Source organism: Pseudomonas sp. UBA6753 (assembly GCF_002453565.1).
Lineage (GTDB): Bacteria > Pseudomonadota > Gammaproteobacteria > Pseudomonadales > Pseudomonadaceae > Aquipseudomonas > Aquipseudomonas putida_Z.
On sequence record NZ_DKHD01000046.1, the window covers coordinates 187 to 21,669 of the forward strand.

The 21,483-nt window shown below is 63.8% G+C and carries 13 protein-coding genes and 1 pseudogene; 4 read left to right on the forward strand and 10 right to left on the reverse strand.

Features of this window, described 5'->3' with window-relative positions:
• Window positions 1–116 precede the first annotated feature (116 nt).
• The 3 genes from B2790_RS18580 to B2790_RS18590 all read right to left on the reverse strand — a co-directional run bounded on the left by B2790_RS18580 (window position 117) and on the right by B2790_RS18590 (window position 2,506).
• Window positions 117–539, reverse strand: a complete 423-nt coding sequence (locus B2790_RS18580; RefSeq protein ID WP_013972524.1) for an anti-virulence regulator CigR family protein — start codon at window positions 537–539, stop codon at window positions 117–119.
• 257 nt (window positions 540–796) lie between these two features.
• Complete coding sequence (locus tag B2790_RS18585; RefSeq protein WP_085591144.1) at window positions 797–2,065, reverse strand: cation:dicarboxylate symporter family transporter; 1,269 nt, start codon at window positions 2,063–2,065, stop codon at window positions 797–799.
• A gap of 27 nt (window positions 2,066–2,092) precedes the next feature.
• Window positions 2,093–2,506: a VOC family protein gene (locus tag B2790_RS18590; protein WP_085591146.1), complete on the reverse strand. Its 414-nt coding sequence runs from the start codon at window positions 2,504–2,506 to the stop codon at window positions 2,093–2,095.
• 90 nt (window positions 2,507–2,596) lie between these two features.
• Here B2790_RS18590 and B2790_RS18595 point away from each other — a divergent pair, with 90 nt between their 5' ends.
• Window positions 2,597–3,454 (forward strand): LysR family transcriptional regulator, encoded by an 858-nt coding sequence (locus tag B2790_RS18595; RefSeq protein ID WP_286919449.1) that lies wholly within the window; start codon window positions 2,597–2,599, stop codon window positions 3,452–3,454.
• A 9-nt stretch (window positions 3,455–3,463) separates the two neighbouring features.
• Here B2790_RS18595 and B2790_RS18600 read toward each other — a convergent pair whose 3' ends face one another.
• The 7 genes from B2790_RS18600 to B2790_RS18630 all read right to left on the reverse strand — a co-directional run bounded on the left by B2790_RS18600 (window position 3,464) and on the right by B2790_RS18630 (window position 18,100).
• The gene (locus B2790_RS18600) at window positions 3,464–4,651 is read right to left on the reverse strand and encodes an HlyD family efflux transporter periplasmic adaptor subunit (RefSeq protein ID WP_025338981.1); all 1,188 of its coding nucleotides are present in this window, start codon (window positions 4,649–4,651) and stop codon (window positions 3,464–3,466) included.
• Complete coding sequence (locus tag B2790_RS18605; protein WP_085663644.1) at window positions 4,641–6,803, reverse strand: type I secretion system permease/ATPase; 2,163 nt, start codon at window positions 6,801–6,803, stop codon at window positions 4,641–4,643. Before B2790_RS18605 ends, B2790_RS18600 begins: the two co-directional genes overlap by 11 nt.
• Window positions 6,793–8,064: a TolC family protein gene (locus B2790_RS18610; protein ID WP_085616506.1), complete on the reverse strand. Its 1,272-nt coding sequence runs from the start codon at window positions 8,062–8,064 to the stop codon at window positions 6,793–6,795. Before B2790_RS18610 ends, B2790_RS18605 begins: the two co-directional genes overlap by 11 nt.
• Window positions 8,064–16,451, reverse strand: a complete 8,388-nt coding sequence (locus tag B2790_RS18615) for an Ig-like domain-containing protein (protein WP_286919450.1) — start codon at window positions 16,449–16,451, stop codon at window positions 8,064–8,066. The genes B2790_RS18610 and B2790_RS18615 overlap by 1 nt, the downstream gene beginning before the upstream one ends.
• Window positions 16,452–16,859: 408 nt before the next feature.
• Entirely contained in the window at window positions 16,860–17,171 is a 312-nt protein-coding gene (locus B2790_RS18620) for a hypothetical protein (RefSeq protein WP_286919451.1), read from the reverse strand.
• Window positions 17,172–17,301: 130 nt separating this feature from the next.
• Entirely contained in the window at window positions 17,302–17,670 is a 369-nt protein-coding gene (locus tag B2790_RS18625) for a hypothetical protein (RefSeq protein WP_286919452.1), read from the reverse strand.
• Window positions 17,671–17,944: 274 nt separating this feature from the next.
• Window positions 17,945–18,100, reverse strand: coding sequence for a hypothetical protein (locus B2790_RS18630; RefSeq protein ID WP_155951619.1), 156 nt, complete (start codon window positions 18,098–18,100; stop codon window positions 17,945–17,947).
• Window positions 18,101–18,592: 492 nt separating this feature from the next.
• Between B2790_RS18630 and B2790_RS18635 the strand changes: the two genes are divergently transcribed.
• The 3 genes and pseudogenes from B2790_RS18635 (at window position 18,593) to B2790_RS18640 (ending at window position 21,436) form a co-directional block, all read left to right on the forward strand.
• Window positions 18,593–19,267 (forward strand): SOS response-associated peptidase, encoded by a 675-nt coding sequence (locus B2790_RS18635; RefSeq protein WP_286919473.1) that lies wholly within the window; start codon window positions 18,593–18,595, stop codon window positions 19,265–19,267.
• A gap of 181 nt (window positions 19,268–19,448) precedes the next feature.
• Window positions 19,449–19,817: pseudogene (locus B2790_RS24895) on the forward strand (integrase).
• A 32-nt stretch (window positions 19,818–19,849) separates the two neighbouring features.
• Window positions 19,850–21,436 (forward strand): ABC-F family ATPase, encoded by a 1,587-nt coding sequence (locus tag B2790_RS18640; RefSeq protein WP_025338972.1) that lies wholly within the window; start codon window positions 19,850–19,852, stop codon window positions 21,434–21,436.
• The last annotated feature ends 47 nt before the right edge of the window (window positions 21,437–21,483 follow it).

Sequence of the window (21,483 nt, forward strand, 5' to 3'; positions counted from 1 at the left end):
CCTGCCGAAAGAATGCGCTGTCCCTGTGGGAGCGGGCGCGCCCGCGAACACCGGCGCAGCCGGTGCCAACCACCGCGTCACCTGCCGGGGGCGCTCGCTGACACCTGCGCCTGACGTCAATCCAGCGCGCCGTTCAATACCTCGTAGATGATCCCCGTAGCAACTGCCACCAGGATCAGGTCCGCACCCGCCTGCATCCATTCATAGCCATCGTAATGAGGCAGTTGCCCCAGCAGCCTGCCATCCAGCTTCTTGGCGATACCCGGCGGCAGTGGTTTGCCACGGGCCAGGTTCTTCTGAATGCCGGGGGGCAGCGCCGGCCCTGCGCTCCAGTAGCTGCGGTGCCCGTCAAGAATGCCAAGCACATCACCACGGTTGATCGACGGCCCACCATACGAGCCCCCGTGACCTTGACCATGCTGGCCCTTGTCCTTGCCATGGCCCTGCCCTTTACCATTACCCGGGTCGGCATAAGTGAGCGCCGGCCCCACTGCCAGCGCGATCGAGGTAGCGATAACTGCCCATCGACGCTTTGCCATAGCTGTTTCCTTACACCAGAGACGTCCCAGCACTGTAGACCAAAACCCGGTTCAGGGTGAAAGTCCCCAAACCCGGGTCAGGGCTTGGCACTCCGATAGAGCATGATGGCTGCCACATCGAGTGCCAACACGGCAACGGCGAAGAGAAACATGAAGTACAGATCTTCTGGAAACATGGCCGTATCCCCAAATGGGCAGGTTTTCAGGGATGCAGCAATTCCCGTTCCAAACGCCTGGCTGAACGAGCCTCCCCTCTGCTATCGAGATGATTGCTCCGTAACCACGACATCAGCCGGCAATGTTCCAGCGCGGCTTTCCCATTTTGCGACCACGATCGGCGCCAGCGCATTGCCGAGTACGTTCAGTGCCGTAACGGGCATGTCCATCAAGCGATATACCCCTGCAATCAGGGCCACGCCTTCCAATGGCAAACCTGCCGCTGTCAGGGTTGCAGTCAGAATCACAAACATGAACCCGGGCACTCCGGCAGCGCCTTTGGACGTCAGTACCATGATGAATACCAGCATCACCTGGTCGGCCAGGGCCAGTTCAATATTGTAGGCCTGCGCGATAAACAGCGTACCCAGGCCCGCAAACAGCGACGCGCCATCCAGATTGAATGAATAACCCAACGGGATCACCAGTGACGTGATCGCTCGCGGCACACCCCGTGCTTCGGTCTTGGCCATCAATTGCGGCATGACGGTGGCAGAACTCGCGCTGCTGAAGGCCAGTATCAATTCATCCTTGAAGGCCTTGATGATCTCGAAGATATTCTCGCCAACAGCCCTGGCAACAAGGCCCAGCACGGCAATCGCGAAGAACAGTACCGCCACATAAGTAATGGCTATCAGCTTTGCCAGCGGCATCAGTGAATCAATTCCGAAGGTCGACACGGTGACAGCTATCAGGGCAAAGATGCCGATCGGTGAGTAGGCCATGACCATATGAGTGACCTTGAACATGGTATCCACTACCGTCTGCAGCACGGCAACCAAAGGCTGCCTCCTGGGTTCATCCAGCGTAGACAGTGCCACCCCGAACAAGATGGCGAAGAACAGTACCGACAACAGCTTCGCCTCTGCCATTGCGGCCACTACGTTATCAGGAATGATGCCCAACAATACCTTGCCGAGCCCTGCCGAACCATTTTGCACCGGTGGCACTGCTTCACTCGCCGATGAAACGGCGAAACCCGCACCGGCGCCTGGCTGGAGCACGTTACCGACCAACAAGCCGAAAATGATTGCGACCCCGGTCACAACAAAGAAATAGACAAGGCTCTTTGTTCCCACCCGCCCCAGGGCGCGCTTGCCAGAGCCGGCTATGCCTACCACCATGCAGGAAAACACCAGCGGCACGATGATCATTTTCATCAGTTTTATAAACGCGTCGCCCGCCGGCTGTAGCACTTGTTCGATCCACCACCCCTTGTAATCGGGAAAATGATTCAACAACACGCCAACGCATATACCGACAGCCAGGCCAATTGCAATTTGCGTGATTAAATTTATTTTTATTCTCACAGGACTGATCTCTGTTTTTATAAGGCACTAGAAAGCAAAGACTGCATTCAAATTCTTGAACCCCTTGATTTCGATCGGATTACCACTTGGGTCCAGGAAAAACATTGTCCTCTGCTCGCCAGGCTCACCCTCGAAACGTACAACCGGTGGAATTTCGAACTGCACGCCCAGAACTTCAAGGCGTTCAGCCAAGGCTTGCCAGCGATCCAGAGGCAATATCACCCCGATATGAGGCATCAGTACAAGGTGCGGGCCGACCTTGCCAGTGCGGCTGGTTTCAAAGGGCTTGCCCACATGCAGAGATATCTGGTGACCAAAGAACTCGAAGTCTACCCACGTATCAGTGCTACGCCCCTCGACACAGCCAAGAACCTCTTTATAGAATTTTCTTGCTTCATCCAGATCTTTGACATGATAAGCAACATGAAAGGGTGTCAACATGATGGTACTCCTCGAACGGAGCCACTATCCTCACACCGCCCGGCATTCATGTACACCAACTGACACTTGGCCTGAGCATAAGCATTACTTATGGACATTCAAAATCTGGAAAGCCTCATATCTGTTGTTGAATGCGGCTCCATTGCGGGTGCGGCAAAGAAAGCAAATGTTTCAGCCGCTGCAATAAGTTTGCGCATTCGAAACCTGGAGAAACACTTGGGCTGCACCCTCTTCAATAGAGAGGCACACGCGATAAGGCCGACAGAAAAGCTGCTGGCATTGGTTCCACGGATACGTTGCATCGTCGAGCATGCCAATCAGCTCAGGAACGACCTGAACGCCGATACGCTGACCGGGGAACTGCGCATTGGCGCCATATCAACCGCCCTCACCGGCCTTGTACCGGCAGCACTGGAGCATTTGTCATCCTCCGCGCCCGACCTCAAACTCACCATCACGCCCGGTGACTCGAAACTGCTTCATGACAAGTTGATCAATCAGGAACTGGATGCGGCCATTCTGGTGGCGCCACCCTTCAAGACAGCAAAATCGTTGAGAACGCTCACGTTGCGCAGCGAACCGCTGTGCTTGTTGGCACCTGCCGCGGCCTCCCGGGCTGAAGCGCAGGCAATGCTCGCCACCGGGCCCTATATCCGATATGCCGTGGACTCCTGGGGCGGCCTGATAACCCAGCGTTATCTGGACGATCGGGGTCTCGCGCCCAGCGTGGCTTGCGACCTGGATGCGCTCGAGGCCATCAGCCTGTTGGTGTCGCTGGGGCAAGGCGTTTCCTTGGTACCGCAATGGCCGTCATTGCTGGAGCAATCGCCAAACGCCCGGATTCTGAGCGAAGAACCAAGGTACTGCCGCGACATAGTGCTGGCCTACAGTGCCGGCCATCACCGCACTTCGGCAATCAAGCTGCTGGCATCCGTACTGATGCCCTGACGCTCCAACTCAGTACAGACGGGCCTTGATCAGAGGGCGCAGCAAGTAATTGAGCACGCTGCGCTTGCCGCTGAGGATATCCACCTCGGCAACCATGCCAGGGATGATCGGCAACACCTCCTCGCCGCGCTTGAGCTGGCTGCCGTCAGTGCGAATCAGCACCTGGTAGTACGACTCCTTGCCATGGGGCGTGTCCTCCTCGATGGTGTCGGCGCTGATCTGCTCCAGGGTGCCCTTGAGGTCGCCATAGATACTGAAGTCGTAGGCGGTGATCTTCACCTTGGCCGGCATGCCCGGCACCAGGAAGGCCACGTCGCGCGGCTTGATCCTGGCCTCGACCAGCAGGCGGTCCTCCACCGGGATCACTTCCATGATCGCCTCGCCGGGCTGGATCACCCCGCCACGGGTGTTGATCAGCACGGTGTTGACCCGCCCACGCACCGGCGAAACGATCCCGGTGCGGCGCAGTTGGTCCTGGCGCTGCTGGACGATCGGCTCCAGGGCACTGAGGTCGGCCTTGCGCTGTGAGCGTTCGGTGTAGGCATCCTGGAAATAGCTGCTCTTCAGCTCGGTCAGCTTGCCGTTGAGGGTAGCGATGTCCTGGCTCAGGCGCAGCGCCTCCATCTGGCTCACCGCACGCTTGGCCACCAGCGGGCGAACCAGGTCGAGCTGGCTCTGGGCCAGGCTGATCTGCCTCTGGATCGCCTGGCTACCTTCGAGCAGCTTGTCCCGCCGCGACTTGAACAGCTCGCGCTCGGAACGCGCCAGCGGCCCTTGCGGGTCGATGTCCGATGGAAACTCGATGGCCGCCTTGCCCAGCACTTCGGCATCCAGCCGGGCGATGGCCGCGCGCAGCACGCCAGCCTGGTTGGCCGACTCCTGGAAATTGGTGAGAAATCGTGTCTCGTCAAGGCGCAGCAGCGGCTGGCCGACCTCCACCAGGTCGCCCTCCTGCACCAGCAGACGGTCGAGAATGCCCCCTTCCAGGCTCTGGATCTTCTGGATACGGCTGAACGGCACCACCCGCCCATCGCCGCGCGTCACTTCATCGAGCTCTGCCCAGGCGGCCCAGGCGACGAACAGCAAGACGCTGCCGAGCAGGGTCCAGAGCAGCGGGCGATAGACCGGGTGAGTGGTCGCCAGCAACGGGTCGGCCAGTTGCCGGCGCAGCACTACAGAACTTTTTTCAGCTGCCATGGCCGGCTCCTTCGGCGACCTGTGGCGCCTGCACCTGGTTGCCCAGCACCACCTGGTTCAGCGGGCCGTCCATGATCACCTGGCCGTTGCGCAGCACCACCGCACGGTCCACCAGCGCCAAGACGCTTTTCTTGTGGGTGGTGATGATCAGGGTACGGCGGCCCAGCCATTTCTGCAGGTAGTCGATGACCTGCTTCTCGCTGTTCTGGTCGAAGGCCGCGGTCGGCTCGTCGAGCAGCAGGATCGGCGGGTCCTGCAACAGTACGCGGGCCAACCCCACCGCCTGGCGCTGGCCACCGGAGAGGCTGGCGTTACCCTGGATCGGCATGTCCAGCCCCAACGGGTGGGCGCGTACGAAAGTGCCCAGCCCCACGCCATCGAGGGCTTCCAGCAATTCCTCGTCACCCAGCGCGGCGTTGGCCAGGTTGAGGTTTTCGCGCAGGCTGCCGTGGAACAGCGCCACGTCCTGCGGCAAGTAGCCGATGCCGCGCTGGCGGTCGGCCGGGTCGAGCTGGCTCAGGGCGATATCGTCCAGCAACAGCCGGCCGGATTGCGCGTCGAGCAGGCCGCTGAGCAGCCGCAGCAGGGTCGACTTGCCGGCGCCGTTGCCGCCAAGCAGCGCCACCCGCTCGCCGGCCTGGATGTTCAGCGCCTGCACGTCGACCACCGGTGGGCTGTCGCCGTGGGCCAGGCGCAGCGCCTCCAGGCGGTAATGCCCGTGGAGCCGGTCGCGGTGCACGAAGCGCTTGCCGGCGGGCCGCTCCTGCTCAGCCGACATCAGCTGGTCGAGGCCCTCCAGCGCCACCTTGGTGTGCTGCCAGCGGCCAAGAATGGCGGCAGCCTGGGACAGCGGTGCGATGGCCCGCGAGGCCAGGATCGAACAGGCCACCAGGGCACCGACGGTCATCGCGCCGTCGCTTATCCTGTAGACGCCGAACACCACCACCCCGACATAGCACAGCTGCTGGACGATGCTCGCCGAATAGCTGAGGGTCGAGGCCAGGGCGTGGGTCTTCATTGCGGTACCGGCCAGTTCCCCGGTGAGCGTCTCCCACTGCTGGCGGCAGCGGCCTTCGGCACGCGCAGCCTTGACCGTCTCCAGGTGTTCGAAGGCTTCCAGCAGCACGCTGTTCTTCATCGCCCCCTCGCGCAGGTTCTGCCGCGACAGGTGCCCCAGCAGGCGCTGGGTCAGCAGCCCCGGCAGCAGCATCAACACGCAGGCCACCAGCGGCACCCAGACCACATGGCCACCGATCACGGCAATGATCAACAGGAAGATCACCACGAACGGCAGGTCGCTGATCAGCGCGGCGCTGGACGACGTGAAGAACTCGCGGACCGACTCGAACTCACGCACCTGGGTACTGAACGCGCCCATCGACGCCGGTTTGGCGGCGATCCGGGTGCTCAGCACGCGCGCGAACAGCAGGCTCGACAACTGCAGGTCCAGGCGCTTGCCAAGTACGTTCAGCAGGTGCCCGCGAAGGATCCGCAATACCCCGTCGACGATGATCGCCAGGGCCACGCCGCTGGCGAGTATCCATAGGGTATCGAAGGCCGCGTTGGGTACCACGCGGTCGTACACCTGCATGGCGAACAGCGCCGAGGCGACGGCCAGGACGTTGGCCACCAGTGCCGCCGCCGTGACTTCCGCATAAGAGCGCCAGAGCCGCTTGAGCGGCCCGAAGAACCAGTGCTCCGGCAGGCCGCTGGCGTAGTCGCCCACCCGCCCGTCGGGGTGGTAGCGGCATTTGGCGAACACCGCCGTGCCGCTGTAAAGCGCCTCCAGAACGGGCAGCGCCATGCACTCACGGCCGCCGTCGCTCTGCGGCACCAGCACCTCGTACTGCTCACCCTCGATGCCAACCAGCAGCAGGCTGCGGCCATCGTCGAGCAACAGCAGGGCCGGCAGCAGGTAGGCGTCCATCTGCCGCAACGGCAGCTCCGCAACCCTGGCAGTGATGTCGGCGCGGCGCAGGGCGCGGGCGACCAGGCGCAGCGGCAGGCGTCCGTGCTCCAGTGCCAGGCCGTCGACCAGCTCGGCGTCGCCCAGCGGCCGGCCCAGTTGCCGGCACAGCAGCAGCAGGCCCTGGCGCAGCGGGTCGTCGTGGTTCAGGGTCACGACATTATCCGGGGATTGTTCAACTTCCATGATTCAACCGATTCTCCAGTAATGCCCCCAACAGCCCGACCTGCGCAGCCGCCCGGTACTCGATGCGCTTGCGCTCGATGTGCAGATTGATCAATTGCCGCTCGGCCTCGAAGCGTTCGCGCTGCACATTGAGCAAGTCGATCACGTCGCGCCGGCCGACCTCGAACTGCTCGCGGTACAGCTCGCCAACCTGCTCCGACTCTGTCACCTGCTGGCTCAGCGACTGCTCCCGCCAGCGCAGCGTGTCACCGTTGTCGAACAGCGTCTGCAACTGCCGGCGGATGTCACGTTGCATCGCATCGGCCGTCCATTGCGCCGACTCCAGACGCTGTTGCGCAGCAGTCGGCCGGCGGAAGTTGGAAAGCCCCTGGAAGGTATCCATGCGAAAGCGCAGCGACATCACCGAGTCGCTTTCCGGGCGCCCGCCGATCTCCCGGCGCAACGCGGAGGCCTCCAGGTTCAACTGCGGCAGCAACGAAGCCTTGGCCTCGCGGACTTGCGCCTCGGCGACATTGGCGTCCTCCAACGCCTTGCGCTGCAACGGTGACTCGCGGATCACCCGCGTCATGTCGCTGGCAGCCAGGTAGCGCTGCAGCGACATCGGCTCGGGCTCCACCAGTTCGGAGGGGTCCTGGCCAACCAGGATCGCGTACTGGTTGCGCGCGTCCTGCAGGTTGCCCTTCTCCAGCGACAGCTGTTCCTGGGCACGCGCCAGTTCGAGGTTGGCGCGGTCCAGTTCGCTGCGGTCGGCGTAACCGTCGCTGCCGCGCGCCTGGGTCATCTCGCGGATGCCGTCGAGGCGCTGGATGTGCTGGCGCACCGTCTCCACCCGGCGCTCCGAGGCAAGCACGTCGAGATAGGTCTCGACGATATCCAGCGCCGCATCGTCGCGCGCCACCAGCACCGCCTCGGACAGCTTGCGCCGGGTCGCGCTGGCGCTGTCGACCTTGCTCGTCACCCTTCCCCAGTCATACAGCATCTGCGAGACGGTGACGTCGTAGACGACCTCGCCAACGTCGAACTCCTGCGGCCCCCCGGACATGGTGACAGAGGGGTAATAGCCGCCCTTGGCGATCTCAACCTCGGTGCCCGCACGGTCCGCCTCGGCCATCGCCGAACGCACCTGCGGGTGGATCGCCAACCCCGCCCGCACCGCCTGGTCGAGCGGGATGGCCAGGGCGGACAACGGCAGCCCCAGGCACAGGAGCCAAAGGGCTCCCGCGCCACGGCGCCGTCCCTTGAGCACGGACAGGCCGCGCATCAGACCACGACCTGTACCGTGTTGTCCTCGATCAGCAGGGTACTGCTGCCAAAGTTGTAGACATCGTAGGTAATGCCGTTGACCTGCTGGGTGGTCCCGGTGTTCACGGCACCCACCACGTTGAGGGTGTCGTTGCTCTCGCCGGTAATCTGCAGCACATTGTTGGCATCGGTGATGGCGTCGACCTCCGCCGCGGTCAGGGTCAGCACGCTCCCCGAGTCGCCCTTGCCGAGGTCGATACGCTCGATGTTGGAGAGCGTGCCGACGCCGACAGCGTTGTAGTCGAGGTCGATGCCGTCGGCCAGGACCAACGTGTCGAAGCCGGCGCCGCCGTCGATGCTGACGAAGTCGGTCGCGGTGATCTGGATGGCATCGTTGCCGTTGCCGGCCACCACGTGATCACCGGTCCCCACGTTGAAGATCAGGTCGTTGCCATCACCTCCATTGATGTGCTCCGAACTGCCGCTCGCCCCGGACATGACATCGTCCCCCGAGGTGCCGTTGACGTCGATCTGGCCGATATTCAGCGACAGCCCGTTGGGGGCCAGGGTGATGCCGTAGGCCGAGCTGTCGTTGCCATTGGTGTCGGTGGCGACGATATTGAACGATATCTGCGAACCGAGGCCGAGGATATCGGTGATGTTCAGCCCCAACTGGGTGAGGACGGTGGGGCTCAGCAAGTTCAGCGAGAAGTTGCCGGAGCTGTCCGCCTGGATCGGCAGCAACTCGACGTTCAGCAACGGGGTGATGACACGGATCACCACGCTGGAGTCCGGCTCGGTGGTGCCACTGAAACCGAACCGCGGGCTCAGCGGGTTGAGGCTGACATCGACGCCGAAGTTGCCGATGGTCACTGGCTGCTCGATGCTGCCGCCAACGCCGATGGTTGCCACATTGCTCGTGTTGCCGGCCGGATCCTCGCCGGTTACCGAGACCTGGGCGTTGAGCAACTGGTCCAGGGTAAGGTCGATGTCCAGGTCGGTGAGCAGGTTCAGCGAAGCCAGCCCGCTGTTGTCGGCGGTCACCGTGGCGGTGGCGGTGACGCCGCCGATGTCCACTTCAACCGTAAGTTCGGTTCCCGGATCGGTGGAGATGGTCAGGATGCTGCCCACCAGCGACAGCACCGGGGTCGCAGGCGGGATGGTGTCGACGGTGAACGGCACCGGGGTCGAAGCAGTACCGCCATTGATGTCTGCGGTGACGGTAGAGGCGCCCTCCGGGAACGGCCCCATGCCACCGCCAGGGGGAATGGTCACGATGACGCTGCCGGCCAGGATATCGCCGGCGGTGATGGTGTGCGTTGCCTGCGTCTCGTAGCCGTTCTGCCCGGCGAAGGCGACGGTGATCACCTGGCCGACCTGCATGGTCGGGCGGATCGTCACGTCGACCTGGATGCCGTCGCTGATCTCGGCCGCGTTGATCCAGGTGTCGGCGGCTTCCGGCACACTGATGGTCGGCGGCGCCAGGTCCGGCGCGTTGATCGTCGCCGGGCCGCTGAGGTTGCCGGCAGCGTCGGCGGTGACCCCGCTGATCAGCTCGCCGGTGATCAGCGGTGGCGCCAACGGCAGGCTGAAGTTACCGGCGCCGTCGACATTCACCGTGATCGGGTTGGCGGTATCGCCGTCGATCACGAGGCGTACCTGGCTGTTCGGCTCGGCGGTACCGGTCAGCAGCGCACCGTCGGCACTGATGCTCAACAGCGGTGCCGACGGCGCCACCGAGTCGACCGTGGTACTGGCCGGGCCACTGCTGTTGCCGGCGGCGTCCTCGGCCACCGCGTTGACCACCGTGCCATTGGCCAGCGGCGTGGTTGGGGTGAAGCTCCAGTCGCCACTGCCGTCGGCGGTCGTCTCGCCGATCGGGTTGCCGCCACCATCGGTGAGGATGACGGTGGCGCCGGGCTCAGCGGTACCCGTGAGGACCACACCATTGCTCGGTTCGATAGTCGGCGCGGCCGGGGCGATGGTGTCAACGGTGACGCTGCTCGGCCCGCTGGTATTGCCGGCCGGGTCCTGGGCCACGGCGTTGATCACCGTGCCGTTGGCCAGCGGCGTGCCGGGCGTGAACGACCAGTTGCCACTGCCGTCGGCGGTCGTCTCACCGATCGGGTTGCCGTTGCCGTCGGTGAGGATCACCTTGGCCCCGGCTTCGGCGGTACCACTGATCTCGGTGCCGTTGCTCGGCTCGATCGTCGGCTGGCCGGGGGCTACCGCATCCACCGTGGTGCTGACCTGCGGGGTGCTGGTGTTGCCGGCGGCGTCCTGGGCCACGGCGTTGATCACCGTGCCGTTGGCCAGCGGCGCACCAGGCGTGAAGGCCCAGTTGCCAGTGCCGTCAGCGGTCGTCTCGCCGATCGGGTTGCCGTTGCCGTCGGTGAGGATCACCTTCGCCCCGGCTTCAGCGCTACCCGTGATCACGGTCCCGTTGCTCGGGTCGATCGTCGGCTGGCCAGGTGCGACTGAATCCACCGTGGTGCTGCCCGGCCCGCTGGTATTACCGGCCGGGTCCTGGGCCACGGCGTTGATCACCGTGCCGTTGCCCAGCGCAGGCGAAGGCGTGAAGGCCCAGTTGCCACTGCCATCGGCGGTCGTCTGGCCGATCGGGTTGCCGCTGCCATCGGTGAGGATCACCTTGACTCCGGCTTCGGCGGTACCACTGATCACCACCCCGTTGCTCGGGTTGACGATCGGTGCGGCCGGGGCGATGGCGTCAACGGTGACGCTGGCCGGCCCGCTGGTGTTGCCGGCCGGGTCCTGGGCCACGGCGTTGATCACCGTGCCGTTGGCCAGCGGCGTGCCGGGCGTGAACGACCAGTTGCCGCTGCCGTCGGCGACGGTCTGGCCGATCGGGTTGCCGCTGCCGTCGGTGAGGATCACCCTGGCACCGGCTTCAGCGGTACCACTGATCTCGGTACCGTTGCTCGGCTCGATCGTCGGCTGGCCAGGGGCTACCGCATCCACCGTGGTGCTGACTTGTGGGGTGCTGGCGTTGCCAGCGGCGTCCTGGGCCACGGCATTGATGACCGTGCCGTTGACCAGCGGCGTACCGGGCGTGAACGACCAGTTGCCGCTGCCGTCGGCAGTGGTCTGGCCGATCGGGTTGCCGCTGCCGTCGGTAAGGATCACCTTGGCCCCGGCCTCAGCGGTACCACTGATCACCACCCCGTTGCTCGGGTTGATGACCGGTGCGGCCGGCGCGACGGCGTCAACGGTGGCGCTGGTCGGCCCGCTGGTGTTGCCGGACGGGTCCTGAGCCACGGCGTTGATCACCGTGCCGTTGCCCAGCGCAGGCGAAGGCGTGAAGGCCCAGTTGCCACTGCCATCAGCGGTCGTCTGGCCGATCGGGTTGCCGCTGCCGTCGGTGAGGATCACCTCGGCTCCGGCTTCGGCGGTACCACTGATCACCACCCCGTTGCTCGGGTTGACGATCGGTGCGGCCGGGGCGATGGCGTCAATGGTGACGCTGGCCGGCCCGCTGGTGTTGCCGGCCGGGTCCTGGGCCACGGCGTTGATCACCGTGCCGTTGGCCAGCGGCGTGCCGGGCGTGAACGACCAGTTGCCGCTGCCGTCGGCGGTAGTCTGACCTATCGGGTTGCCGCCGCCGTCGGTGAGGATGACAGTGGCGCCGGCTTCGGCAGTACCACTGATTTCCGTGCCATTGCTCGGCTCGACCACCGGAGCGGCCGGCGCCACGCCGTCCACGGTAATGACCGCCGGCGCACTATCGGTCCCACCGGGGTTGCGCGCCACCGCGTTGACCACGGTGCCATCCGGCAACGGAATGCCGGGTGTGAACGACCAGTTACCGGCGCCGTCGGCGGTGACCTGGCCGATCGGGTTACCGTTGCCATCGGTGAGGATAATGGTGTTACCGGCATCGGCGGTACCGCTGATCACCGAGCCGTTACTCGGGTCGACCTGCGGAATCGACGGCAGCGACGAGTCCACGGTGGTGCTACCTGGAGCACCCGTATTGCCGGCGGCATCGGTGGCCGTGGCGTTGACCACGGTGCCATTGGGCAGTTGCGTGCCCGGGGTGAACGTCCAGTTGCCGCTGCCATCGGCAGTGACTTCGCCAATCGGATTACCATTGCCATCGGTGAGGGTCACGGTGCTGTTCGGCTCGGCGGTACCGTTGATCACGGCGCCGTTGCTCGGATTGACCACTGGCGCGGCGGGTGCGATCGAATCCACCGTGGTGCTGCCCTGCGGGCCAGTGTTGCCGGCTGGGTCCTGGGCGACGGCGTTGACCACCGTGCCGTTGGGCAGCGGCGTGGTTGGGGTGAAGCTCCAATCGCCGCTGCCGTCGGCGGTCGTCTCGCCGATGGGGTTGCCGCTGCCATCGGTCAGGATGACGGTGCTGCCCGGCTCGGCGGTGCCGCTGATTTCGCTGCCGTTGCTCGGCTCGACCACGGGCGCGGCCGGGGCTATCGAGTCCACTGTGGTGGCGGCCTGCGGACCGGTGTTGCCGGTCGGATCGGTTGCCGTGGCGATGATTACGGTACCGTTGGCCAGCGGCAAGCCGGGGGTGAAGCTCCAGTTGCCGCTGCCGTCGGCGGTGATCTGGGCGATCGGGTTGCCGCCGAGGTCGGTCAGGGTGACGGTGGCGCCCGCTTCGGCGGTACCGCTGATGGTCACGCCGTTAGTTGGATTGATTACCGGTGCAGCCGGCGCGCTGGAATCCACGGTGACCGTCGCTGCCGGGCTGGTGTTGCCAGCCGGGTCGCTCGCCGTGGCATTGACCACGGTGCCATTGGGCAGCGGCGTGGCTGGGGTGAACGTCCAGTTGCCGCTGCCGTCGGCGGTGACTTCGCCAATGGGGTTACCGCTGCCGTCGGTGAGGGTCACGGTGCTGTTCGGCTCGGCGGTTCCGCTGAGGCTGCTGCCGTTGCTGAGATTGATGGTGGGTACACCCGGGGCCACGCCGTCCACGATGGTGCTGCCCTGCCCGCTGGTATTGCCGGCCGGGTCCTGGGCGACGGCGTTGACCACCGTGCCATTGGGCAGCGGCGTGGTTGGGGTGAAGCTCCAATCGCCACTGCCGTCGGCGGTCGTCTCACCGATGGGGTTGCCGCTGCCATCGGTCAGGATGACGGTGCTACCCGGCTCGGCGGTACCGCTGATTTCGCTGCCGTTGCTCGGCTCGACGACTGGTGCGGCCGGGGCTACCGAGTCCACCGTGGTGGCGGCCTGCGGGCCGGTGTTGCCGGTCGGGTCGGTTGCCTTGGCGATGATTACGGTACCGTTGGCCAACGGTGTACCGGGGGTAAAGCTCCAGTTGCCGCTGCCGTCGGCGGTGACCTGGGCGATCGGGTTGCCGCCGAGGTCGGTCAGGGTGACGGTGGCGCCCGCTTCGGCGGTACCGCCGATGGTCGCGCCGTTGGTTGGGTTGATCACCGGTGCAGCCGGCGCGCTGGAATCGACGGTGACGGTCGCTGCCGGGCTCGTGTTGCCGGCCGGGTCACTCGCCGTGACATTGACCACCGTGCCATTGGGCAACGGCGTGGCTGGGGTGAACGTCCAGTTACCGCTGCCGTCGGCGGTGACTTCGCCAATCGGATTACCGCTGCCATCGGTGAGGGTCACTGTGCTGTTCGGCTCGGCGGTGCCGCTAAGACTGCTGCCGTTGCTGAGATTGATGGTAGGTACGCCCGGGGCCACGCCATCCACGGTGGTGCTGCCCTGCCCGCTGGTATTGCCGGCCGGGTCGGTCGCCGTGGCATTGACCACGGAGCCATCCGGCAACGGTGTGCCTGGGGTGAACGACCAGTTGCCGCTGCCGTCGGCGGTGGTCTGGCCGATCGGGTTGCCGCTGCCGTCGGTCAGGGTGATGGTGCTACCCGGTTCGGCGGTGCCGCTGATTTCGCTGCCGTTGCTCGGCTGGACCACCGGCGCGGCCGGGGCTACCGAGTCCACTGTGGTGCTTGATGGAGCGCTGGTGTTGCCGGTCGGGTCGGTCGCGGTGGCGTTCACCACGGTGCCGTTGGGTAACGGGCTGCCCGGTGTGAAGCTCCAGTTGCCACTGCCGTCGGCGGTGACCTGGCCGATCGGGTTGCCGCTGCCATCGGTCAGGGTGACGGTGGCGCCCGCTTCGGCGGTACCGCCGATGGTCGCGCCGTTACTCGGATTGATTACCGGTGCAGCCGGCGCGCTGGAATCGACGGTGACGGTCGCTGCCGGGCTCGTGTTGCCGGCCGGGTCACTCGCCGTGACATTGACCACGGTGCCATTGGGCAACGGCGTGGCTGGGGTGAACGACCAGTTACCGCTGCCGTCGGCGGTGACTTCGCCAATCGGATTACCGCTGCCGTCGGTGAGGGTCACGGTGCTGTTTGGCTCGGCGGTGCCGCTGAGGCTGCTGCCGTTGCTGAGGTCGATGGTGGGCACGCCCGGGGCCACGCCATCCACGGTGGTGCTGCCCTGCCCGCTGGTATTGCCGGCCGGGTCGGTCGCCGTGGCATTGACCACGGAGCCATCCGGCAACGGTGTGCCTGGCGTGAACGACCAGTTGCCGCTGCCGTCGGCGGTGGTCTGGCCGATCGGGTTGCCGCTGCCGTCGGTCAGGGTGATGGTGCTGCCCGGCTCGGCGGTGCCGCTGATTTCGCTGCCGTTGCTCGGCTGGACCACCGGCGCGGCCGGGGCTACCGAGTCCACTGTGGTGCTCGTTGGAGCGCTGGTGTTGCCGGTCGGGTCGGTCGCAGTGGCGTTCACCACGGTGCCGTTGGGTAACGGGCTGCCCGGTGTGAAACTCCAGTTGCCACTGCCGTCGGCGGTGACCTGGCCGATCGGGTTGCCGCCGGCATCGGTCAGCGTGACGGTGCTGCCCGGTTCGGCGGTGCCACTGATCGTGGTGCCATTGCTGGGGTTGACCACTGGTGCAGCCGGGGCCTGCGCATCCACTGTCGTGCTCGTCGGAGCGCTGGTGTTGCCAGCTGCATCCTGGGCCACCACGTTGATCACGGTACCGTCGGGCAGCGGTGTCGCGGGGGTGTAGCTCCAGTTGCCACTGCCATCGGCCGTCACCTGGCCGATCGGATTACCGCTGCCATCGGTGAGGGTTACCGTGCTTTTCGGCTCGGCGGTACCGCTGAGGCTGCTGCCGTCGCTCAGGTTGATGGTGGGAGCGCCCGGCGCCACGCTATCCACGGTGGTGCTGCCCTGCCCGCTGGTATTGCCAGCCGCGTCCTGGGCCACCGCGTTGACCACGGTACCATCGGGCAGCGGTGTCGCGGGGGTATAGCTCCAGTTGCCGTTGCCATCGGCCGTCACCTGGCCGATCGGGTTACCGCTGCCATCGGTGAGGGTCACGGTGCTGTTCGGCTCGGCGGTACCACTGAGCTCGGTACCATTGCTCGGGTTGATCACGGGTGCCGCTGGCGCCACGCCGTCGATGATGATACTGGCGGGCGGGCCGCTGTTACCGGCGGCATCCACTACCACTGCTTTGACCACCGTGCCATCGGGCAGCGGGCTATCGGGTGTGTACGACCAATTGCCGTTGCCGTCGGCAGTAGTCTGGCCGATGGGGTTGCCGTTGCCGTCGGTGAGCACCACGGTGCTGCCCGGCTCGGCGGTACCGCTGAGGCTGGAGCCGTTGCTCGGGTTGATTTGCGGCGCGTCGGGGAAGTCAGGGGCCTGCACGGTCGCGGGCGGGCTGCTATTGCCGGCCGGATCGGTCACCACCACGGTAACCGTTTCGCCGTTGGTCAGTGGCGGATTCAGTGGAATCTGGAATTTGCCGTCAGAGCCGACCACCACGCTGACGTCGCTTTGCCCGTCGCCGTTGATGTCGATGCCCACGGTGGCGCCCGGCTCGGCCGTGCCGCTGATGCTGCTGCCATCCGGGGCAATCTGCAGTCCGCTGGCGGGCGCCGGAGCCGTGGTGTCAGGCGGCACACTGCCTTCACCTCCGCCGCCACCACCGCCGCCGCCATCGTTGCTGTTGGCGATCGCGACGCCGCCGCCAATGATCGCAGCCCCAGCCAGCAATGCAGCGCCGGGGCTGAGCCCGGCAATGGTGCCGTCGGCGCCAGTGAGCGACTCGAACCCGGCCGCAGTTTCCTGTGGCACATAACCTGCCACCAGCGGCCCATCGGCAGCGACCGGTGGCAGGTCGACGGCAAGCAGCTTGTCCCGGTCTACCAGGTACAACTGGCTTACCGGCTGCCCCTCGACATAGAAGTTGGCAATGCGCAGGCTCTCGCCAGACTTCAGTTGTACGATCAGGTCCGCCCCGCTTTTTGTGTAGCTCGTCACGCTTTCGGGAGCAATATCCAGAACAATGTTACTGCTCTGAGTAAGCGTCAGGATTCCGTTATCGGGGATTGCGATAGGGGCGGCAGAAGTAACACTTTGAACGAGGGGAGATACCTTGGCCTGAATCGACATACGTGACAGTCCTTTTGTCTACAGCACGACCGAGCGATCGCACGCGTATATCCACAAATAGCACGACCCCGATAAAACGCCAGACGGGCTTTAGAATATTTAAGGAAGGTCTCTTGCGGGGAGGATCATCATCAAGGTTCGCAAAAATCTACTTGATCTATTACTTTTGAGTTAGCCCTTCCTCACCGCAGGATGGCGTAACTGAAAGTTGGTGTTAACAGGAAGGTATTAGTTGAAAAGTAGCCGCCCCCACACCTTGATAAATGCAAACAAATCGTGTTTGCTTCCAGCTCCTGACGAACCTTTCAACTTGAGCCTGGGTAAGCCCGACAGCAAGGCAGCTTATCGAGCAACATGAGACAGTAGGCCGCTCGGTGCTGGTCTTCGAGCGGCTCGTTCAGCGTTTCCTTAGTTGAACTTGAGCTTTGCCACTTTGCTCAGTGCCCACCCACTGAACACGTAGAACGCATCCAGATAGAAGCGGCCTTCGTAGTTGGGTAGCGGTTCACGATTCAACAACAGCTCGGGCATGTCGGGCGTCGGGGGAAACAGCGCATAAAAGCCGTTGGGCAACGCCGCCAACGCGATGAGCAGCAGGTAGGTCACGGTCCGCAGCATGGTGGCGCGGTTATCGGACTGCTCGGCCCATTTCAGGCCGAACCAGGCGACCAGGCCGGCAACCGGCAACACCCAGAAATGCGTCGGCATTCCAATGAACATTTCAGCGACAACGCTTCTTGCTTCCAACCTGATGCTCTCCGTTCAAATGAGCGGATTATTGCCGCTGGAGTCAGCAAATGCAAAAAGCCCGCTCTCGAGGGCGGGCATTTTGTTCGCGAGGGTCAGTTGATCATGCTTTAGAACACATCAGCGCGGCGTCCAGCAGCCTGCCATGGTCGTACCAGGCATCGCGTTGATAGGCCGCGAACTGGCGCTGGTTACCCATGCCCCGCACCTCGACCAGGCCACCCGCCTTATCGGGGTCGGTACTCTCGACGAACAATCTGACCGAGTTATCGCCATCGACCTGATAGGTTTTCACATTCCCTTGAAGTTCGCTTTTGACGCATCCCAGGTACGCCGGCGTACTTCTTTCCGTGGCCCCGGCCGCATACCCATGGCCCTCACGCACATCGGGGTCATGTGCGCAGCCTGCCATGAACAGTGTGGCGAAAGTGGATATCAGTATTGCACCTGCTACCGATCTTGAACTCTTCACGCGACACGCTCCTGCCGCCCCATCGAGTAACTTGGGAAAGTGTTGCCAAGCCGCATGCTTTTTTTGGTTTTTGTTTGCCCATGTTACTGCTCAACGTCAGCCGGGCAATATGCTTCTTTGCTATATCGGCTTCAGGGCAGGCTTTCCCCGCGAAGTTAACCTTCGTTCATGGATAAGCGGGCAAGTTCCAGACAGGCCAGCCTGGGCGAGTTTGCGTTGTCTTGCAGTGTATTCGCACAGGCCTGGCCGCAAGCGGAAGGGATTGCTGCCTGCATCAATAGCGGCGGTAGTCCTGGCCACCATGGTATCCATCGTTGAAATGCCGGTGATGGCCGCCGCCGTGATGCCCACCGTGGTGCCAATATGGCCAGCAACCACCGAGCAGCAGCAACCCTGACAACACTACGACCCATGCAGTCTTGCGTTTCATGTGCGTACCTCCGGCCAGGTGAAACCAGGCCTTGCTTACGTTGGACCGCACAAAGGAGGGATGTTCAGGCAGGGGCCGGCCGTTGGTCTTCTTGCCGGCGAGATTTCATGCGCAGGACATTCCGGTACCCTATGGCCATGAATCCGCAAGAGCGCGAGCAAAACCCGACCCAGACCGGATTGTCTTCCTGCTGGTGCCCCGATTCCGGGGGGCTGAACCCACAATCGGGGTCAGGCGATGGCCTTCAGGAACACCAGTGTCGCCACCAGATCCAGGAGCAGTACGGCAACCACAACGAAGGCCATGTAATAGCGGTCATCCTGAGTCATTTTTGCGTTCCCCGAATGATCAATGCCTAAGGGTCAAAGCAATTGCTGTTCCAAAACCGTGACACATCCGATCAGGGTCGTTCCGTCCATGCTCGGCCCCCTGCTGCCATGTGCCCGAGGAACCATGCCCTGGCCTATGCTCATGGTTTCGGAGGAAGCGAATATGTGCGGAAGGCTCAGCCAGTACCGTGGCATACATGACTTCGTTGAAATCCTGAGCCTGCCAGAGGCTTGGCGGAACAACGTCGGCGACCAGCCGCTTGGCCAGTACAACATCGCGCCGACCACGCCGGTGGCAGTACTGCGGATGGATGACGCAGGCCCACGAGCGGACCTGGTCAGGTGGGGATGGCGACCGCACTGGGCGAACGATCGCGCTGCGCCGATCAACGCGCGGGTCGAGAAGGTGGCGCATGGTCCATTCTTCCGGACGATCTGGCCGCACCGGGCCATCACCCCTGTCGACGGCTGGTACGAATGGGTTGATGAAGGTGGGCCGAAGAAGCAGCCCTACTACATCCGCCGCCAGGATGGGCGCCCTGCCCTTTGCGCCTCGATCGGCCAGTTCACCGGCACCGAGCACGACGGGTTCGTCATCATTACCGCCGACGCTAAGGGCGGAATGGTCGACGTTCACGACCGCCGGCCTGTCGTGTTGTCGCCAGAGCTCGCGTACGAGTGGATCGCGGCAGCGATGCCCAGCGAGCGCGCAGAACAACTGGTGCTCAACCTGGGTGAGCCGGCCGAAGCCTTCGAGTGGTACCGGGTGGGTATCGCCGTGGGGAATGTGCGTAACCAAGGTGCCGAGCTGATGAACCCGCTTCAGCGTATGATCTGAATGCGCAGCGATGCAGGATCGTATGCGCGGCGCCTGCGATCATTGCGATGAGGACCGTATCCCTGCAATCAGCCATACCGAGCTGGCCAAGATCTCGCGCCTCTATGCGACGCGTAGAAGTATCTGCAGATCAGTGCTGCTCAACGAGCGCGCGCTGAATGCCATCCAGCAGGCCTAGAGGATGGCAACTCTCCAGCGCATGGCATCCCAAGCCAGCGCACCCGATCCGCCCATTTCTGTTCCAGCCGAGCAAAGGTGGGCTGTGGATCAACGAACCAAGTGTTACAATCCGCCACTTCAAATCGGCGCCCAAGGCGCTGAACATCCGTGAACGCCGTCAGTACGACACCCGCCACACCTACGCCACCCTATGCCTGATGTCTGGGATGAACCCGCGTTCATCGCGAACCAGCTTGGTCACAGCGTCGAGATGTAGCTTTCTACCTACGCGAAATGGATCAGCTCCTCCTCGGACTGGAGGGAGCTGGAGAAGCTGCCGCCCCGAGTCGAATTGGCCCAAAATTGGCCCAAGACTGACGAGATGGCCTAAATACACCTCTGGAACCCCCGCAGGACAAGCACTTGATTTCTACCGCCAACATCACCATGCAGTTCGGCTCCAAGCCGCTGTTCGAAAACGTTTCCGTCAAATTCAACAACGGCAACCGCTACGGCCTGATCGGCGCCAACGGTTGCGGCAAGTCGACCTTCATGAAGATCCTCGGCGGTGACCTGGAGCCGTCCGGCGGCCAGGTCATGCTCGAGCCGAACACCCGCCTGGGCAAGCTGCGCCAGGACCAGTTCGCCTACGAGGAATTCACCGTGATCGACACGGTGATCATGGGCCACGGCCAACTGTGGAAGGTCAAGGCCGAGCGCGATCGCATCTACTCGCTGCCGGAAATGACCGAGGAAGACGGCATGGCCGTCGCCGAGCTGGAAACCGAATTCGCCGAGATGGACGGCTACACCGCCGAATCCCGTGCCGGTGAACTGCTGCTGGGCCTGGGTATTCCGCTGGAACAGCACTTCGGCCCGATGAGCGAAGTGGCACCGGGCTGGAAGCTGCGTGTCCTGCTGGCCCAGGCGCTGTTCTCGGACCCGGACGTGCTGCTGCTCGACGAGCCGACCAACCACCTGGACATCAACACCATCCGCTGGCTGGAAACCATCCTCACCGCGCGTAACAGCACCATGGTGATCATTTCCCACGACCGGCACTTCCTCAACAGTGTCTGCACCCACATGGCCGACCTGGACTACGGCGAGCTGCGCGTATTCCCGGGCAACTACGACGAGTACATGACCGCTGCCACCCAGGCCCGCGAGCAGCTGCTGTCGGACAACGCCAAGAAAAAAGCCCAGATCGCCGAACTGCAGACCTTCGTCAGCCGCTTCTCGGCCAACGCCTCGAAGGCCAAGCAGGCCACCTCGCGGGCCAAGCAGATCGACAAGATCCAGCTGGCCGAGGTCAAGCCATCGAGCCGGGTGAGCCCGTTCATCCGCTTCGAACAGACCAAGAAGCTGCACCGCCAGGCCGTCACCGTCGAGAAAATGGCCAAGGCCTTCGACGACAAGGTGCTGTTCAAGGACCTGGGCTTCACCATCGAGGCTGGCGAGCGCGTGGCGATCATCGGCCCCAACGGTATCGGCAAGACCACCCTGCTGCGCACCCTGGTCGGTGAAATGACCCCGGACAAGGGTGAAGTGAAGTGGACCGACAGCGCCGAAGTGGGCTACTACGCCCAGGACCACGCCCACGACTTCGAAGACGACATGACCCTGTTCGACTGGATGGGCCAGTGGACCTCCGGCGAGCAGGTGATCCGCGGCACCCTCGGGCGCATGCTGTTCTCCAACGACGAGATTCTCAAGTCGGTGAAGGTGATTTCCGGTGGTGAGCAAGGCCGCATGCTGTTCGGCAAGCTGATCCTGCAGAAGCCGAACGTGCTGGTGATGGACGAGCCGACCAACCACCTGGACATGGAATCGATCGAGGCGCTGAACCTGGCGCTGGAAAACTACCCGGGCACCCTGCTGTTCGTCAGCCATGACCGTGAGTTCGTGTCGTCGCTGGCCACGCGCATCATCGAGCTGTCGGCTGATGGCGTGGTGGACTTCAGCGGTACCTACGACGATTACCTGCGTAGCCAGGGTGTAGTGGTCTGATTGATGGGCGGCCTGGCCATCTTGTATGGCTGGGCCGGCCTCTTCGC

Coding starts and splice junctions, on each gene's coding strand:
- B2790_RS18580 (WP_013972524.1), bottom strand. CDS start 539: ATGGCAAAGCGTCGATGGGCAGTTATCGCTACCTCGATCGCGCTGGCA.
- B2790_RS18590 (WP_085591146.1), bottom strand. CDS start 2,506: ATGTTGACACCCTTTCATGTTGCTTATCATGTCAAAGATCTGGATGAA.
- B2790_RS18595 (WP_286919449.1), top strand. CDS start 2,597: ATGGACATTCAAAATCTGGAAAGCCTCATATCTGTTGTTGAATGCGGC.
- B2790_RS18600 (WP_025338981.1), bottom strand. CDS start 4,651: ATGGCAGCTGAAAAAAGTTCTGTAGTGCTGCGCCGGCAACTGGCCGAC.
- B2790_RS18605 (WP_085663644.1), bottom strand. CDS start 6,803: ATGGAAGTTGAACAATCCCCGGATAATGTCGTGACCCTGAACCACGAC.
- B2790_RS18610 (WP_085616506.1), bottom strand. CDS start 8,064: ATGCGCGGCCTGTCCGTGCTCAAGGGACGGCGCCGTGGCGCGGGAGCC.
- B2790_RS18615 (WP_286919450.1), bottom strand. CDS start 16,451: ATGTCGATTCAGGCCAAGGTATCTCCCCTCGTTCAAAGTGTTACTTCT.
- B2790_RS18620 (WP_286919451.1), bottom strand. CDS start 17,171: ATGTTCATTGGAATGCCGACGCATTTCTGGGTGTTGCCGGTTGCCGGC.
- B2790_RS18630 (WP_155951619.1), bottom strand. CDS start 18,100: ATGAAACGCAAGACTGCATGGGTCGTAGTGTTGTCAGGGTTGCTGCTG.
- B2790_RS18635 (WP_286919473.1), top strand. CDS start 18,593: ATGTGCGGAAGGCTCAGCCAGTACCGTGGCATACATGACTTCGTTGAA.